Here is a 16,205-nt window from a genome sequence, read left to right as displayed (position 1 = left end):
TGGAATACCTGATGAGCAAGGACGGCGGCTCGGCCAAGCGCTTCGTGCTGCTGGGCACCGACTACGTGTACCCGCGCACCACCAACAAGATCCTGCGCGCCTTCCTGAAGGCCAAGGGCATTGCCGACGCCGACATCATGGAGGACTACACCCCCTTCGGCCATTCGGACTATCAGAGCATCATCGCCAAGATCAAGAAGTTCGCCTCCGAGGGCAAGAAGACCGCGGTGGTGTCCACCATCAACGGCGACTCCAACGTGCCGTTCTACAAGGAACTGGGCAACCAGGGCCTGAAGGCGACCGACGTGCCGGTGGTGGCCTTCTCGGTGGGTGAGGAAGAGCTGCGCGGCGTCGACACCAAGCCGCTGGTCGGCCACCTGGCCGCCTGGAACTACTTCATGTCCATCAAGAGCCCGGCCAACACCGAGTTCGTCAAGAAGTGGAGCGACTACGCCAAGGCCAAGGGCATCGCCGGCCACAAGGACAAGCCCATCACCAACGACCCGATGGAAGCCACCTACCTGGGCATCATGATGTGGAAGGCCGCGGTCGAGAAGGCCAAGAGCACCGACACCGACAAGGTCATCGCGGCGATGGCCGGCCAGACCATGGCGGCGCCGGGCGGCTTCATGTCCACGATGGACAAGGAGAACCACCACCTGCACAAGCCGGTGTTCATCGGCGAGATCAAGGCCGACGGCCAGTTCAACGTGGTGTGGAAGACCAAGGGCCCGGTCGTCGCCGACCCGTGGAGCGACTACATCCCCGAGAACAAGGGCAAGAAGAACGTTCCCGAAGTGAAGAAGTAATCTGTCAAAGACGCGTCCGTCGGCCTGGGGCCGGCGGACGCTTTTTCCTGTTCACGGAGAGACCCCTTGCCCCTGTTCCTTCAGCGCCTCCTGTGGTGTATCGGGCTCGCCCTGTCGTGCGCCGCCCCAGCCCAAGCGCTGACCCCCGAGCAGGCCGGCCGCATCGCCGCCGGCGACAGCGACGACCGCATCGCCGCGCTCAATGAACTGGTCGGCGCGGCCGACCCGGCGCTGATCCCGTTTGCCCAGGCCATGCTCGACGACGCGGTGAAGACCGCGGCCGGCAAGGCCTACATCGTGCGCGACGGCAAGGCCGTCGAGGCGGCCACCGGCGCCGCGGCCACGCTGCCGGCCGATGCCGAGGACGTGGTCAACAACAACCGCATGCGCCGCGAGCTGGAAGCCGCGATCGCTGCACTGGGCCTGGTCTCGCCCGACCGCACCGCGCGGGCCGAGGCCATTGCCAAGCTCAAGGATTCGGCCGACGAAGGCAAGCTCGCGCTCATCGAGAAGGCCGAGGCCAAGGAGCCCGATGCCGAACTCAAGGCGCAGCTCAACCTGCTGCGCGCCGCGGTGGCCATCTCGTCGGCCGACCCGGCCAAGCGCATCGGCGCGGCCAAGGCCCTGTCGGGCAGCAAGTCGCCGGCCACCCGCTCGCTGCTGCTCGAGAAGCTGCAGGCCGAAGCCGATCCGGCGGTGAAGGCCGCCATCCAGGGCGCGCTCGACAGCGTGCAGGGCCAGCTGGCCTGGGGCGAGCGCCTGGGCGTGCTGTTCACCGGCGCCAGCCTGGGCTCGATCCTGCTGCTGGTGGCGCTGGGCCTGGCCATCACCTACGGCCTGATGGGCGTCATCAACATGGCCCACGGCGAGCTGATGATGATCGGCGCCTACGCCACCTACGTGGTGCAGAACCTGTTTCGCAGCCACCTGCCGGCGGGCGCCTTCGACGCCTACATCCTGGTGGCGATCCCGGTGTCCTTCCTCGCCTCGGCCGGCGTCGGCGCGGTGCTCGAGCGCAGCGTGATCCGCTGGCTGTATGGCCGGCCGCTCGAGACGCTGCTGGCCACCTGGGGCATCAGCCTGGTGCTGATGCAGGCGGTGCGCTCGATCTTCGGCGCGCAGAACGTCGGTGTCGAGAACCCGTCGTGGATGTCGGGCGGCGTGCAGGTGCTGCCCAACCTGGTGCTGCCCTACAACCGCATCGCCATCATCGTCTTCGCCGCGCTGGTGCTGGTGGGCATGGCGCTGCTGATCGGCAAGACGCGGCTGGGCCTGTTCGTGCGCGGCGTCACGCAAAACCGCCGCATGGCCGCCTGCGTGGGCGTGCACACCGCGCGGGTCGACACCATGGCCTTCTCGCTGGGTGCCGGCATCGCCGGGCTGGCCGGTTGTGCGCTCAGCCAGGTGGGCAACGTCGGCCCCGACCTGGGCCAGGGCTACATCGTCGATTCGTTCATGGTGGTGGTGCTGGGCGGCGTGGGGCAGCTGGCCGGCACGGTGTACGCCGCGCTGGGCCTGGGCATCCTCAACAAGCTGCTCGAAGGCTGGGCCGGCGCGGTGCTGGCCAAGATCATGGTGCTGGTGATCATCGTCGTGTTCATCCAGAAGCGGCCGCAGGGCTTGTTTGCCGTCAAAGGCCGGAGCGCCGAAGCATGAGCGCGGTTCTCACTTCGCCGGTCGCGCTCCAACAGCGTCGTGGCCTTCTGCTCGGCGCCCGCGGCTGGCTGGCGGTGATGGTGGCCGCGGCCGTCATCGTCGTCGGCGTGCCGGTGCTCAACCTGGTGGTGCCCGAGGGCAGCGTGTTCCACCTCAGCGACTACTACGTGGCGCTGGCCGGCAAGATCCTGTGTTATGCCATCTGCGCGCTGGCGATGGACCTGATCTGGGGCTACACCGGCATCCTGTCGCTGGGCCATGGCCTGTTCTTTGCGCTGGGCGGCTACGGCATGGGCATGTACCTGATGCGCCAGATCGGCCGCGACGGCAACTACCAGAGCGACCTGCCCGATTTCATGGTGTTCCTGAACTGGAAGGAACTGCCCTGGACCTGGGCGCTGTCGGATTCGTTCGTCGCGCAGATGCTGCTGGTGGTGCTGGTGCCGGGCCTGCTGGCGCTGGTGTTCGGCTGGTTCGCCTTCCGCTCGCGCATCAAGGGCGTGTACTTCTCGATCATCACGCAGGCGATGACCTTCGCCGCGATGCTGCTGTTCTTCCGCAACGAGACCGGCTTCGGTGGCAACAACGGCTTCACCGACTTCAAGCGCATCCTGGGCATGCCGATCGCTGCACCCGGCACGCGCATGGTGCTGTTCGTCATCACCGGCTGCACCTTGCTGGGCTTCTACCTGATGGCCCGCGCCATTGTGAACAGCAAGTACGGCCGCGTGCTGCAGGCCATCCGCGACGCCGAGACGCGGGTCATGTTCACGGGCTACAGCCCGCTGGCCTACAAGCTGAGCATCTGGACGCTGTCGGCGGTGATGTGCGCCATCGCCGGGGCGCTGTACGTGCCGCAGGTGGGCATCATCAACCCCGGCGAGATGAGCCCCGCCGCCAGCATCGAGATCGCCATCTGGGCCGCGGTGGGCGGCCGCGCCACGCTGATCGGGCCGATCATCGGCGCCTTCTTCGTCAATGGCGCCAAGAGCTGGTTCACGGTGGCTTTCCCCGAGTTCTGGCTGTACTTCCTGGGCGCGCTGTTCATCGCGGTGACGCTGTTCCTGCCGCAGGGCATCGTCGGGCTCTTCCGCCGCGGCGAGGAGAAGAGGTCATGACCCCCGACCTGATGGAAGAGGGCGCAAAACGGCGGGAGGCCTATGCGCAGAAGCTGGCCAGCACGCAGGGCCGCACCGAATCGGGCGGCCGCGCCGCCGCCTTCGGCCGCATCGCCAAGCTGGGCGAGCCCGACTTCGCCCACGGTGTGGCGCTGTACCTGGACGACATCACCGTGAGCTTCGACGGCTTCAAGGCACTGAACGCGCTGACGCTCACGGTCAATGTGGGCGAGCTGCGCTGCATCATCGGCCCCAACGGCGCCGGCAAGACGACGATGATGGACTGCATCACCGGCAAGACCCGGCCCGATGCCGGCAAGGCCTTCTTCGGCTCCACCATCGACCTGTTGCGCCTGTCCGAGCCCGAGATCGCCCAGGTGGGCATTGGCCGCAAGTTCCAGAAGCCCACGGTGTACGAGGACCTGAGCGTGTTCGAGAACCTCGAGCTCGCGCTGGCCGGCGACCGGCGCGTGCGCGCGGCGCTGTTCTCGCGCCTGTCGGGCGCACAGCTCGACCGCATCGGCGAGGTGCTGGGCACCATCCACCTGAAGGCCGAGGCGCAGCGCACCGCCGGCCTGCTGAGCCACGGCCAGAAGCAGTGGCTCGAGATCGGCATGCTGCTGATGCAGGACCCCAAGCTGCTGCTGCTCGACGAGCCGGTGGCCGGCATGACCGACGAGGAGACCGAGCGCACCGCCGAGCTGTTCCTCACCCTCGAGGGCAAGCATTCGCTGGTGGTGGTCGAGCACGACATGAAGTTCGTCGACCAGCTCACCCAGGGCCGCAAGAAGGTGACCGTGCTGCACGAGGGCAGCGTGCTGGCCGAGGGGCTGCTCGCCGACGTACAGGCCAACGAAAAGGTCGTGGAGGTCTACCTTGGCCGATGAGTTGCTGCGTGTCGAGGGCCTGAACCAGTACTACGGCGGCTCGCACATCCTGCGCAACCTGTCGTTCGAGGCCAGGCTGGGCGAGGTGACGGTGGTGCTGGGCCGCAACGGCGTGGGCAAGACCACGCTGCTGAAGAGCCTGATGGGCGTGGTGCCGGTGAAGACCGGCAGCATCACCCTGGACGGCACCGACATCACCCGCGCCACGTCTTACGAGCGTGTGCGCCGTGGCATCGGTTACGTGCCGCAGGGCCGCGAGGTGTTCAGCCGGCTCACCGTCGACGAGAACCTGCGCATGGGCCTGGCCTCGCGCCCGGGCGGCACGGCGGTGCCGGCCGAGCTGTTCGAGCTGTTCCCGGTGCTCAAACAGATGATCGGGCGCCGCGGCGGCGATCTGTCGGGCGGGCAGCAGCAGCAACTGGCGATCGCCCGCGCGCTGGCGGCGGGGCCCAAGCTGCTGATCCTGGACGAGCCCACCGAGGGCATCCAGCCCAGCATCATCAAGGACATCGGGCGTGTGATCCGCATGCTGGCCGACCGCAAGACCATGGCCATCGTGCTGGTCGAGCAGTACTACGACTTTGCCGCCGAACTGGCCGACCAGTACCTGGTGATGGAGCGCGGCGAGGTGGTGCAGCGCGGCCGCGGCGCCGACATGGAAGCCGAAGGCGCGCGCCAGCGCATGTCGATCTGAGCGATGCGGGCGTCGCGCGGGAGCGCGACCTCCCCAGCCCCTCTGGGGGCGGTGAAAACGGCTAATGCGTTTGTCATCGAAGAACCGGCGCGGCATGAGTGTTGCCGGCGCGACAGGCCTTGGACAAGTGCACGTTTTCCGCCTGATGCACATCAAGTTCGGTGTCATGACGTAAAGACAATTCGCATGGCGCGGAATAGGCTTCGTGCATGTCGATATCCATTCAGAAGCCGGCGCTCACGGCCGATGAGGGTGTTGGCACCGTGTGATCCACGGCCCCCAGCAACTCACGAAGATCTGCCCATGAACCTCACCCAATTTCGCAAACTGAGCATTGCCCTGGCCACCCTGCTTGCCGCTGCCGGCATCGCCACCCCCAGCCTGGCCCTCGATGCCGACGCCGCGCAGGCCGTCTTCAAGAAGAACGACTGCGGCAAGTGCCATGCGCCCGAGAAGGACAAGAAGGGTCCGTCGTTGAAGAAGATTGCCGAAAAGTACAAGGGCAAGGCCGATGGTGAAGAAAAGACCATCAAGAACATGGTCACCGGCACCAAGGTCAAGCTCGACGACGGCACCGAAGAAGAGCACAAGGTCATCAAGCTCGACCCGGCGAAGCCGGCCGACGCAGCCGCGCTGAAGAACCTGGCCGGCTGGATCCTGGCCCGCTAGCCGACGAGCCGTGCACCGAGGCCGACCGCGCGCCAGTGTCGCAGCGCGGTCGCAGCCACGGTTTGCAGGCTGCCCCGCCGGCCCGACGGGCCGGTTGCTCGACGCCACTGGAAGCGCATGAGTTCACGTACCGAAGTTCGGCGGTCGACTGACCGCCGGCCCGCCACTTGGTTCGCTGCGGCCCTTGCGTTGCTGGCCTGCTGTCTGCTGGCTGGCCCCGCGCACGCGAAGACGGCCGAGTTCTCCGACGAGAGCAAGGCCTGCCTGAAGTGCCACGAGAAGCCCGACATCGCCGCCAAGAAGCTCGAAGACGGCAAGACGCTCTCGATGCACATCAGGGGCGCCGACTACCTTGCGGCCCAGCACGTCGAGCAAGACTGCACCGATTGCCATTCCGATCTCGACGACAAGACCCACGGCAAGGTCAGCACGCCACTGGCGAGCCGGCGCGCGCTGATGGAGTCGATGCAGGAAACCTGCCGCGACTGCCACAAGAAGCGGCAGAAGCTCTACGACGACGGCCTGCACGCCGCGTTGGTCAAGCAGGGCAGCGACAAGGCGCCGCTGTGTGCCAACTGCCACGATGCGCACTACCAGGCGTCGGTCAAGCTGCTCGAGCCGATCGACAAGACCTCTTGCGCCGCCTGCCACGACAAGGTCTTCGCCGCCTACAAGGCCGACGTGCACGGCCTGGCCCGCGTGGCCAAGGGCAAGGACTCTCCGATCTGTGCCGACTGCCACCAGTCGCACGACAACAAGGCGGCGTCGCTGGGCGACGGCCAGAAGGACACCTGCCTGAAGTGCCACAAGGATTCGGCCGACAAGCATGCGCAATGGCTGCCCAACACCGCGCTGCACTTCGAGGCCATCTCCTGCGTCACCTGCCACTCGCCCGACGCGAAGCGGCGCGTCAACCTGCGCCTGTACGACAGCGCCACCGACACCCAGTTGCGCGAGAAGGCGGGCGTGCCGCAGTTCGTCCAGCGCGTGAAGGCCGAGGACGTTGCGAACGTCGGGCTCACCGAAGCCGACCTCGACTCGCTGCTCGAGCAGTTCGGCAACGAAGGCGGCACCAAGCGCAAGGTGTTCCTGCGCGGCCGGCTCGAGGTGCAATCCGGCGTCGAGGCGCACCAGCTGGCGCCCAAGGACAAGGCGCTGAAGGCCTGTGACGCCTGCCACCGCCTGGGCTCGGCTGCGTTCGAGAGCGTTGTGCTGTCGATCGCCAGCGCCGATGGCCGCCCGCTGCGCCACGCGGTGCAGAACCAGGTGCTCGGCTCGGTGACGGCCTTCGATTCGGTGCGCGGCTTCTATGCGCTGGGCAGCACCCGCATCAAGCTGCTCGACTGGCTGCTGGGCCTGGCAGTGGCCGGCAGCATCGCCGGCTGCCTGGCACACATGACGGCGCGGCGGCTCACACGCGGCCTGCGTGAGCGGCGCGCGGCCGCCTCCAACACGGGGCGGGAGAACCCATGAAGAAGCTCTACATCAACCCGCTGCCGGTGCGCCTGTGGCACTGGTTCAACGCGGCCTGCTTCGTGCTGCTGATCCTCACCGGCCTGCAGATCCGCTACGTCGGGCAGATCGACCTGTTCATGTCGTTCCGCACCGCGGTTCAGCTGCACAACTGGGCCGGCTTCGCGGTGGGCGGCGGCTTCCTGGTCTGGCTGGGGTTCTACCTGTTCAGCGACAAGATCACCGTCTACCACACCGAGCCCGACCGGGCAAAGTTCTTCGACGCCGCCTTCAAGCAGATGCGCTACTACGGCTGGGGCATCTTTCTCGGCGAGCCCAACCCGCACCACGTGACGCCGTACCACAAGTTCAATCCGCTGCAGAGCATGATGTACCAGATCGTCATGATGCTGCTGCTGCCGCTGCAGTTCTTCACCGGCCTGCTGCTGTGGGACGTGAAACGCTTCGCCGGGCTGGTGGATGCGCTCGGCGGCGTGCGCAACGTGGACACGGTGCACGTGCTGCTGTTCATCTTCTTCACGGCCTTCGTCTTCATGCACGCGTACATGGGCAGCCTCGGCCCCAAGGCCTCCACGCACTACAAGGAAATGTGGAACGGCTACGAAGAGATCGAAGAACCCGGCGACGCCCCAACGCGTCGCGCCAACTAGCGGCACGGGCCATGCCGGCAACTCGCCCCCTCACCAGCCATGCCGCGCGCCGGTGCGCAGTGGCCTCAGGGTCGCGCGGCGGGCTTCGAAGCCTTGTCGCGTTCGGCGCGCAGCAGGCGCAGGCCCGCCATCGGCATCATCACGGCATAGAGCAGGGTGATGAACGGGGCGGCAAAGAACAAGGCCATGTTCTTCAAGCGGCCCTTCAGGCCCGTGGGCGCCGGTGCGTTGTTGGTTTCCATGCTGGACTCCTGGGTCGTGGCGCGGTTAGCAGGTTGCTGCCGGGCCATGTCGATATCGATGCACGCCAGACTATCACGCACGACGCCGCGGTTGCGACAACGCGGCACTCCGATCCACGCCATTCTGGGCAGGTGGGTCGGATTGTTTCGCAGGTTTTGATTCGCGACAAAACCTGCAAGGCCCAGTCTTGTTCAGATGGCTTCACCCCGGCAGACCTGTATTCGGTCCGGCCGGCCAGAGACGATGATCGGAGGATCAAATGAAGAACACGTTCAGAACCTGGACCCTGGCGGCGGCAGCGCTGCTGGCTTTGGCCGGTTGCGGAGGCAGCGACGGGGATTCGTCCACACCGCCACCGGTCACCCCCCCGGCGACCGTGAAGGACCAGATTTCGGCGGCCGCTGCGGTGGCCACCAACGACACCAGCGCCAACACTGCGGCGTCGTTCACGGTGGTGCAGGCCGCCGGCCTGCCGGCCATCACGGTCGGCAACCCGACCACGGTGAACTTCACGGTGCTGTCCAATGGCGCCGTGGTGCAGGGCCTGAACAACACCAACGTGCGATTCGCCATCGCCAAGCTCATCCCGGGCCGCAATGGCAATCCCGATGAGTGGAAGAGCTACATCTACCGCAGCGAGTCCACGGCCAGTGGTGCCAACAAGGTGGGCTCGGGTGCCAACGGTGCGCCGGTGCTGGCCACCGCGTTGCAGGCCACCACCGACGCCAGCACGGCGTCGCAGCTGGTCTACAACGCCGACGGGTACTACACCTACACCTTCGCGACCAACCTCACCGATCCGACCAAGACGGGCGGCGTCGTCTTCGAGCCCGGGCTGACCCACCGCGTGGCGATCCAGCTCAGCTACAAGAACGCCGCTGGCGAGACCGTGCTGGTCAATCCGTACATCGACGTCACCTTCGACGCGGCCGGCAAGTCGGTGCTCGTCACCGACCCGTCCAAGACCCGCAAGATGACCGACGTGGCGTCGTGCAATGGCTGCCACGAGAAGCTGGCGCTGCACGGCGGCGGGCGCATCGACACGCAGTACTGCGTGATGTGCCACAACCAGAGCACGGTGGATGCCAACAGCGGCAACAACCTCAACATGGCCACCATGACGCACAAGATCCACGCGGGCCGGCTGCTCCAGACCAAGCTCGCGGCCGGACAAGGTGGCGAGGACTACGCCATCTGGGGCTTCGGCAGCACCAAGCACGACTACGCCGAGGTCGGCTTCCCGCAAGACCTGCGCAACTGCACCGTCTGCCACAGCGCGTCCAACCCGAACACCCCGCAAGGCGACAACTGGAAGACCAAGACCACCAAGGAAGCCTGCCTGACCTGCCACACCGACAAGGCCGGGTCCACCTGGGAGAAGAGCCACACCACCTTCGCTGCCACGGTGGCCGGCGCGGGCAAGACCGCCGCCGACCTGACCAACCAGCAGTGCGTCGACTGCCACAAGCCGGGCTCCAACATCTCGCCCGAGCGCGTGCACTTCAACCAGGACCTGGTGAACAGCGCCAAGTACCAGATGAACATCGAGAGCGCCACCTACGATGCGGCCGCCCGCAAGGTCACGGTGAAGTACTTCCTCTCCGACCCGACCAACAACAACGCCGCCTACAACCTGGTGACGTCCGAGTGCACCGGTGCCGGCGCGGCGCTCACCTGCGCCAACACCACCAAGTTCGGCAACCTGCGCATCTACCTGGCCTACCAGAACATGGTCGGTCAATCGACCGCCATCACCGAGTACACCGCCTACAACAACGGCGGCAACGGTGCCAACGTCTACGCCTACAAGGGCACCAACGACGGCAGCAACCACTACACGATCGACATCCCGCTGCCGGCCGACACGCTGACCGCGGTGGCCTTCGGCACCGCCCGCGTGGTGACGCTCGGCCAGATCAAGGAAGCCAAGCTCGAGGCCAAGTCGGCCGCCGATCCGCGGCCCGAGGTGACACCCAAGGTGCTGGTCAACACGCTGGTGAAGAACACCTTCAAGGAACTCGCGCTCACCGGCACGCTGCAGCCGCGCCGCACCATCGTTTCCAACGAGAAGTGCAACGTCTGCCACGGTGCGCTGGGCACCACCTCGGGGTCCAACACGCTGGCCGATGCCTTCCACAGCGGTGCGCGCAACACGGTGGAGGCCTGCGTGGTCTGCCACGACCCGAACCGCGCGTCGAGCAGCAACATGATGACCAACGGCCTGAACCTGTACGAGTCGTACCAGTTCAAGCCCATGATCCACGGCATCCACGGCAACTCGAAGCGCGTCTACCCGTTCACCCACGGCAACAAGGTGGTCGGTGCCTTCAACAAGGACGGCACGTCGAAGACGGGTGGCGCGCCGCTGGCCGCGGTCGGCGTCGAGAACTACGCCGCCGAGGTGGCCTGGCCGGGCGTTGGCATCAACTGCAACGCCTGCCATGAGAACAACTCGTACAAGCGGGACCAGGGTCCCGTGGCCACGACGGCGTTCAAGGACGCCGGCGTCACGGATGTGAATCTGTGGAAGGTGATCTCGCCGAAGGCGTCCACCTGCACGACCTGCCATGATTCCTCCGCGGCCATCTCCCACGTCACCAGCTTCGGCGGCTCGGCCTTTGGCAACAAGACCCACAAGGACCTGCTCGGCCTGCCGCGCGAGACCTGCGACGACTGCCACTCGAGTGGCGGCTTCAAGGGCGTGGACATCGTCCACGGTCAGAAGTAGTGTTTCGGACCAGGCCATGACCACGGGAGGGCCGCATTGCGGGCCCTCCCGTTTTTCGTGACCGATGCACCCAGGGCTCCGCGCCCGGGGTCGACAGCAGATCTGCAGGGGATAAGGGATGCACATCAGACACGCCATTGCCGCCGTCGGCCTGGGCTTGTTCGCCTTGTTCGGCATGGCACGCGCCGCCGACATGCGAGACGCTTCACACGAGTGCGTGGAGTGCCACGACGAGGAAGACCTGCCCGACATGAGCCGCGGCCCGCACGCGCTGCCCGGCAAGAAACCGCCGATGGCTGCCGCCGCCGACAAACTGGCGAAGCGTCCGATGGGGGACACGGCCCAGCCGGGCAGCCCCACCTGCATCACCTGCCACGGGCCCAGTGATCTGCACAACAGGAACCCCGACAAGACCAAGATCCGGCCGCCGGTCGACCGGAGCTTCGGCAAGAAGACCCCGGCCTCCGCCGACGAGCGCAGCGGCGTGTGCCTGGACTGCCACCAGAAGGATGCCAAGCGCATGCTGTGGGGCGGCAGCCAGCACCAGTCCGCCGACCTGGCCTGCAACTCGTGCCACAAGGTGCACACCAACCGCGATCGGCTGCTGGCCAAGGCCACTCAGGCCGATGTCTGCGTCGCCTGCCACAAGGAGCAGCGCGCACAGTTCAGCCGAGCCTCGCGCCACCCGATCCCCGAGGGCAAGATGACCTGCTCGGATTGCCACAACGTGCACGGCTCGGCCGGCCCCAAGCTGGCCAAGCACGACAGCACCAATACCACCTGCTACACCTGCCACGCCGAGAAGCGCGGCCCCTTCGTGCACCAGCACGACCCGGTCACCGACGACTGTGCCAACTGCCACAACCCCCATGGCAGCAGCGTCGCCGGCATGCTGAAGGCGCGCGCGCCCATGCTGTGCCAGCAGTGCCACACGCCGCACGTGGCCGGTGGCGTGGGCGCCGTCGGCGGCCAGCCGGGCGTCTTCGGCAATGCCCAGCCGGGCCAGACCGCGCCGCAGATCACCGTCATCTCCAGCGGCAAGAACGTGGTCAACCTGTGGCAGGGCCGCAGCTGCATGAACTGCCACACCCAGGTACACGGATCGAACAACCCGTCGGCCACCAACCCGACGCCGCAACTCATGCAGCGCTGATGCACGGAGCAATGTGATGACCCCCCACGTTCACACGTCCGGCCTTCGCCTCACCCTGGTCTCGATGGCCGTGCTGGCGGCGTGCTTTGCCGCACGCGCCCAGGACATCAAGCCGCTCGAGGCTTCGGTCACGATCGGCCTGGGCCTCATCGACGGCGACAGCCGCGACCGGGCCCAGTTCGGCCAGTACAACGGCCTGCGCAACGACCGCAACGCCTTCGGCCTGCTGGGCTTCGACTACGACCGGCACCTCGCCGAGTCCGACCAGTGGCTGCGCCTGATCGGCACCAACCTGCTGGGCGACACGCGCGAGCTGAGCCTGGTCTGGCAGCGGTTCGGCCAGTGGCGCATCAGCGCCGACTTCGGCCAGTCGGTGCGCGCCGATCCGTACACCGTCAACACCGGTCTGCTGGGCGCCGGCACCACTACGCCGCAGTTGGTGGCCCTGACCGGCGGCGCCGGCAGCGGCGCCGACCTCGACCTGAAGGTCAAGCGCACCGGCCTCGGCCTGGGCCTGTCCACCTGGTTCACGCCCGACCTGCAGATCGAGGTGAACCTGAAGAGCGAGGACAAGAAAGGCATGCGCCTGTTCGGCGTGGGCATCAACTGCCCGTCGCCCTCTGCACCGGGTTGCCGCTTCCCGACGGGGGCGGCCCTGGGCTGGGCCACGCTGCTGCTGCCCGAGCCGATCGATTCGAACCACAGCCAGGTGGAAGCCCGTCTGAGCTACTCGAAGGACCAGCTGCACCTCAGCGCCGGCTACTACGGATCGTTCTACCGCAACACCCACGCGTCGCTCACGGCGGCGGTGCCCGGCAGCCTGAACAACGTGTTCGGCACACCGCTGCCGCTGAACACCGGCCTGCAGGCCCTGCTGGGGCAGGCCGTGGCCTTGTCGCCCGACAACCAGGCGCACCAGGTGGATGTGAGCGGCCAGTACGACTTCTCGCGCACCACACGCGCCACCTTCAAGCTGGCGTACTCCACGGCCACGCAGACGCAGGACTTCGCCGGCGCGGGCTTCACCAGCGCGCCGGTGGGCGTGGCCAACCTGGGCGGCGAGGTCGACACCACGATGGTCCGCGTGGGCATCACCTCGCGGCCGATGCCGAAGCTGTCGCTCGCGGCCGACCTGCGCTACGAGGACAAGAACGACAAGACGCCCATCGCCCTCTACAACCTCGTGGGCACCACCACCTACACCAACCGCCGCCTGCCGCAGCGCAAGGTGCTGGGCAAGGTGCAGGCGGGCTGGCAGTTCTCCAGCGACTACCGCGGCAGCCTCAGCGCCGAGGCCGAGTCGATCGACCGCGGCGTGTTCACCGCCACCAGCGCGGTGTCGGGCCTCAGCGCACTGCGGCAGGACACCGACGAGACCACGCTGCGCGGTGAACTGCGCCGCCGCCTGTCCGAGGACGTGAGCGGGGCCATCAGCCTGTCGCGCAGCAGCCGCGACGGGTCCAACTGGCTGCGGCCGAACAGCGGCGTGGGTGTCACCGAGGTCAGCGATGTGGCCGACCCGGCCAGTGGCCTCACCCTGGGCAGCGTCTTCATGCCCACGCTGGCCGATCGCACGCGCGACAAGGCCAGGCTGTTCGTCGACTGGCAGCCCAGCGAAGAGCTGGCCCTGCAGTTCAGTGCCGAGGAGGGCAAGGACCGCTTCGACGTGCCCACCGCCTATGGCCTGCAGCGCACGCGCATGAGCCAGCTCAGCGTCGACTGGAGCTACGCGCTCACCGACACCTGGAAGTTGAACGGCTACCTCTCGCGCAGCGTGCAGACGCTGAACCAGGCCCGCTATCAGGGCGCCGTGATGGCCTTCGACAACACCAGCGCCAACGTCGGTGTCGGCTTTGCCGGCAAGGTGTCGGGGGTGGAGGTGGGCGGCAGCCTCTCGTACGTGGACGACAAGAGCGTCTACGCGCAGACGCTGGACGTCACCGCCGATGCCTACAGCGCGGCGTCGCTGGCTGCCAGCGGCGGTCTGCCGGACATCCTGTTCCGCCAGACGGCGATCAAGCTGTTCGGCCGCCACGTGCTGGATAAGCAGGCGTCGATCCGTGTCGACCTGGTGCACCAGCGCTCGCGCGTCAACGACTGGACCTGGGGCTACAACGGCGTGCCCTTCACCTACTCCGACGGCAGCACGCTGCTGCAGAACCCGGTGCAGAAGGTGTCGGTCATCGGTGTGAGCTACACCTACCAGTGGAAGTAGGCGTCCTCAGGGCCAGGTGATCCGGCCGCGGCTGCCAGGCGGCAGCCGCGACGGCGGCGCCCGCCTGTCGGCAATCCTGGGGATGAGGGGGGCACACGGCCGCGCGGTGGCGACCCGCATGCCATAAAGTCGGTGGCAGCCCCTCACTGAGCCCTGCTGCGATGGACAACGCGTTCTTCGACTTCGTGCACGTGCGCCACTTCGACGCCTTTGTCGCGGCGGCGCGCGAGCACCGCTGCCACATCCTCGTGCGCAAGACCGGCCGCGCCTCGCTGACGTACTGCGGCCAGGCCGGCTACACCGGCAAGCGCGCCGACATGAAGGCCAAGACGGCGGTGGCCAACCTGGGGCCCTGGCAGTTGGCCGGGCTGGTGTGCTCGCCGCTGATCCACCCGGGCGCGTGCAAGCCCGATGCGCTGACCTGGTGGCAGCAGAGCGCGCACCTCGTCACCGCGCCGCCCGACGGTTTCGACGATCGCGACCAGCCGCGCGGCTGCCGCACGCCCTACCTGCTGCAACTGGACAAGCGGCACCGCCACTACGGCTGCGTGGCGCTGGTCGAGCACGGCCTGCTCACGCCGCGCTATGTGCACGGCGACTACGACCTCTACGCCATCTTCCCGGCCGGGGTGCCCTTCGAGCCGGCCGGCCAGGCGGTGCGCAGGACGACGCTGGCCTCGTCGATGTCGGCGCCGGCCGGCATGACGCTGGAACAGCGCGTGCGCTTCGATGCCGCGCGCCAGGCCCATGCGGTGAGCGACCTCACCGGCCCGCTGAGCTTCCGCGTCGCCACCTTCCTCAACGTGCGCATCGCCAAGTCCGAGCCCGGGCTGCTGGGGGCGCTGATGGTCAACCACGGCGAGCACCTGAACCAGGGCGCGGCGGCGCAGGACTTCCAGGAGGTGCTGGCCTTCATGCCCGAGCCGCGCGGCGGTGTGTTTGCCCAGGTGCTGCACGGCCAGGCCGCGCACGAGGCGTACTTCCGACAGGCTTGACCGGCCGGCTCATCGCGGCGGCGCGCTGCGAGGGCCGGCGGCTCAGGTGCGCCAGATGCGGGGCATCGGCGCCGCCATGTCCCAGGCCGTGCGGCGCCACGCGGTCCACACGCGGTTGAGCAGTTCCATGGCCGGCTCCACCCGGTGGGCCAGGGCGCGCAGCACCACCACCCGGTCGTGCGGTGAGGTGCTGCCGTGGATGAGCACCTCGTCGCCGGCCCCAGGGTCCACCGCGCGGGCGGCGTCCAGCAGGGCCTCGCGGCGGGCCGGGGCGATCGCTTGGCCGGCGGCGAACCACTGCGTGGCCAGCACGCGGCGGCCGGCCAGGCCCATCGGTGAGTCGAGCAGGGCGGTGTCCTGCGCGTCGAGCCGGCCGCGCTCGAGCCACACGCCGGGCAACTCGAGGTGCTGGGTGAAGTGGCCCAGGGCAAAGGGCAGGGCGGCGGTGGGCAGGCCCAGCCCCACCACCTCGCGGCCGATCATCTCGGCGCCCGGCGCCAGGCCGAACACCGAGCGGCTTTCCGCCAGCGCGGCCGAATACACCAGCGTCTCGAGCGGCAGCCATTCGAGCCGGCCGCCGTCGGCCACTGTGGCCGCGATCGATTGCGTTGCCGGCTCGCCAGCGCTGCGGTAGAACCGCGTGGCGCCGGGCGTGGTGACCAGCGCATGGGCCTGCGCGGCGACATCGATCGACAGCGCCAGCGTGTCGCCGCCGACGATGCCGCCGGGCGGGTGCACGATCACCGAGTGGCACACCGACGGCCCCTCCGGGTGCAGGGCCGCCAGCACCCGCAGCGGACCGTCGTGGCGGTCGCGCACGATGCAGCGCGGCGTGCCGCCCGAGTGGTCGACGAGGTAGCGCAGGTCGAGTGAGCCGTGCCAGGCCATGGGTCGTCGGGTGCCTGATGCCTGGTG

15 protein-coding genes are annotated in these 16,205 nt (G+C 67.8%); 12 read left to right on the top strand and 3 right to left on the bottom strand.

Features of this window, described 5'->3' with window-relative positions; genetic code table 11:
- The 5 genes from EOINJALH_RS09245 to urtE all read left to right on the top strand — a co-directional run.
- The coding region (locus EOINJALH_RS09245; RefSeq protein ID WP_234413741.1) for a transporter substrate-binding protein at positions 1-809 on the top strand (809 nt) is incomplete at its 5' end.
- 66 nt (positions 810-875) lie between these two features.
- On the top strand, positions 876-2,465 hold the full coding sequence (urtB, locus tag EOINJALH_RS09240) for an urea ABC transporter permease subunit UrtB (protein WP_088280065.1): 1,590 nt from the start codon (positions 876-878) through the stop codon (positions 2,463-2,465).
- Entirely contained in the window at positions 2,462-3,583 is a 1,122-nt protein-coding gene (gene urtC, locus EOINJALH_RS09235) for an urea ABC transporter permease subunit UrtC (protein ID WP_088280064.1), read from the top strand. The genes urtB and urtC overlap by 4 nt, the downstream gene beginning before the upstream one ends.
- The gene (urtD, locus tag EOINJALH_RS09230; RefSeq protein WP_088280063.1) at positions 3,580-4,470 is read left to right on the top strand and encodes an urea ABC transporter ATP-binding protein UrtD; all 891 of its coding nucleotides are present in this window, start codon (positions 3,580-3,582) and stop codon (positions 4,468-4,470) included. The genes urtC and urtD overlap by 4 nt, the downstream gene beginning before the upstream one ends.
- Before the next feature lies 1 nt (position 4,471).
- Positions 4,472-5,164, top strand: a complete 693-nt coding sequence (gene urtE / locus EOINJALH_RS09225; RefSeq protein WP_088280082.1) for an urea ABC transporter ATP-binding subunit UrtE — start codon at positions 4,472-4,474, stop codon at positions 5,162-5,164.
- A gap of 73 nt (positions 5,165-5,237) precedes the next feature.
- On the opposite strand, the gene EOINJALH_RS31665 is transcribed toward urtE, so the two are convergent.
- Positions 5,238-5,375 (bottom strand): hypothetical protein, encoded by a 138-nt coding sequence (locus EOINJALH_RS31665; protein WP_158219707.1) that lies wholly within the window; start codon positions 5,373-5,375, stop codon positions 5,238-5,240.
- Between the two features lie 92 nt (positions 5,376-5,467).
- On the opposite strand from EOINJALH_RS31665, the gene EOINJALH_RS09220 reads away from it, so the two are divergent.
- From EOINJALH_RS09220 to EOINJALH_RS09210, 3 genes are all read left to right on the top strand, one after another.
- Positions 5,468-5,833 (top strand): c-type cytochrome, encoded by a 366-nt coding sequence (locus EOINJALH_RS09220; RefSeq protein WP_088280062.1) that lies wholly within the window; start codon positions 5,468-5,470, stop codon positions 5,831-5,833.
- Positions 5,834-6,022: 189 nt separating this feature from the next.
- A complete protein-coding gene (locus EOINJALH_RS09215) occupies positions 6,023-7,306 on the top strand; it encodes a cytochrome c3 family protein (RefSeq protein ID WP_088280061.1) in 1,284 nt (427 codons plus the stop codon).
- On the top strand, positions 7,303-7,956 hold the full coding sequence (locus EOINJALH_RS09210; protein ID WP_088280060.1) for a cytochrome b/b6 domain-containing protein: 654 nt from the start codon (positions 7,303-7,305) through the stop codon (positions 7,954-7,956). Before EOINJALH_RS09215 ends, EOINJALH_RS09210 begins: the two co-directional genes overlap by 4 nt.
- A gap of 65 nt (positions 7,957-8,021) precedes the next feature.
- Here the strand turns inward: EOINJALH_RS09210 and EOINJALH_RS31660 are convergent, their stop codons facing one another.
- Positions 8,022-8,198, bottom strand: coding sequence for a hypothetical protein (locus EOINJALH_RS31660; protein ID WP_158219706.1), 177 nt, complete (start codon positions 8,196-8,198; stop codon positions 8,022-8,024).
- Between the two features lie 260 nt (positions 8,199-8,458).
- Between EOINJALH_RS31660 and EOINJALH_RS09200 the strand changes: the two genes are divergently transcribed.
- From EOINJALH_RS09200 to EOINJALH_RS09185, 4 genes are all read left to right on the top strand, one after another.
- Complete coding sequence (locus EOINJALH_RS09200; protein ID WP_088280058.1) at positions 8,459-10,927, top strand: OmcA/MtrC family decaheme c-type cytochrome; 2,469 nt, start codon at positions 8,459-8,461, stop codon at positions 10,925-10,927.
- A 118-nt stretch (positions 10,928-11,045) separates the two neighbouring features.
- The gene (locus tag EOINJALH_RS09195) at positions 11,046-12,080 is read left to right on the top strand and encodes a DmsE family decaheme c-type cytochrome (RefSeq protein ID WP_088280057.1); all 1,035 of its coding nucleotides are present in this window, start codon (positions 11,046-11,048) and stop codon (positions 12,078-12,080) included.
- A 16-nt stretch (positions 12,081-12,096) separates the two neighbouring features.
- On the top strand, positions 12,097-14,295 hold the full coding sequence (locus EOINJALH_RS09190; protein WP_088280056.1) for an MtrB/PioB family decaheme-associated outer membrane protein: 2,199 nt from the start codon (positions 12,097-12,099) through the stop codon (positions 14,293-14,295).
- Positions 14,296-14,456: 161 nt separating this feature from the next.
- Positions 14,457-15,290: a hypothetical protein gene (locus EOINJALH_RS09185; protein ID WP_088280055.1), complete on the top strand. Its 834-nt coding sequence runs from the start codon at positions 14,457-14,459 to the stop codon at positions 15,288-15,290.
- Between the two features lie 42 nt (positions 15,291-15,332).
- Here the strand turns inward: EOINJALH_RS09185 and EOINJALH_RS09180 are convergent, their stop codons facing one another.
- Positions 15,333-16,178: an urease accessory protein UreD gene (locus EOINJALH_RS09180; RefSeq protein ID WP_088280054.1), complete on the bottom strand. Its 846-nt coding sequence runs from the start codon at positions 16,176-16,178 to the stop codon at positions 15,333-15,335.
- Positions 16,179-16,205 lie beyond the last annotated feature (27 nt).

The sequence above is a fragment of the Ideonella sp. A 288 genome, assembly GCF_002198735.1.
Taxonomy (GTDB): Bacteria; Pseudomonadota; Gammaproteobacteria; order Burkholderiales; family Burkholderiaceae_C; genus Pseudaquabacterium.
This window is presented reverse-complemented; position numbering and strand designations above follow the sequence as displayed.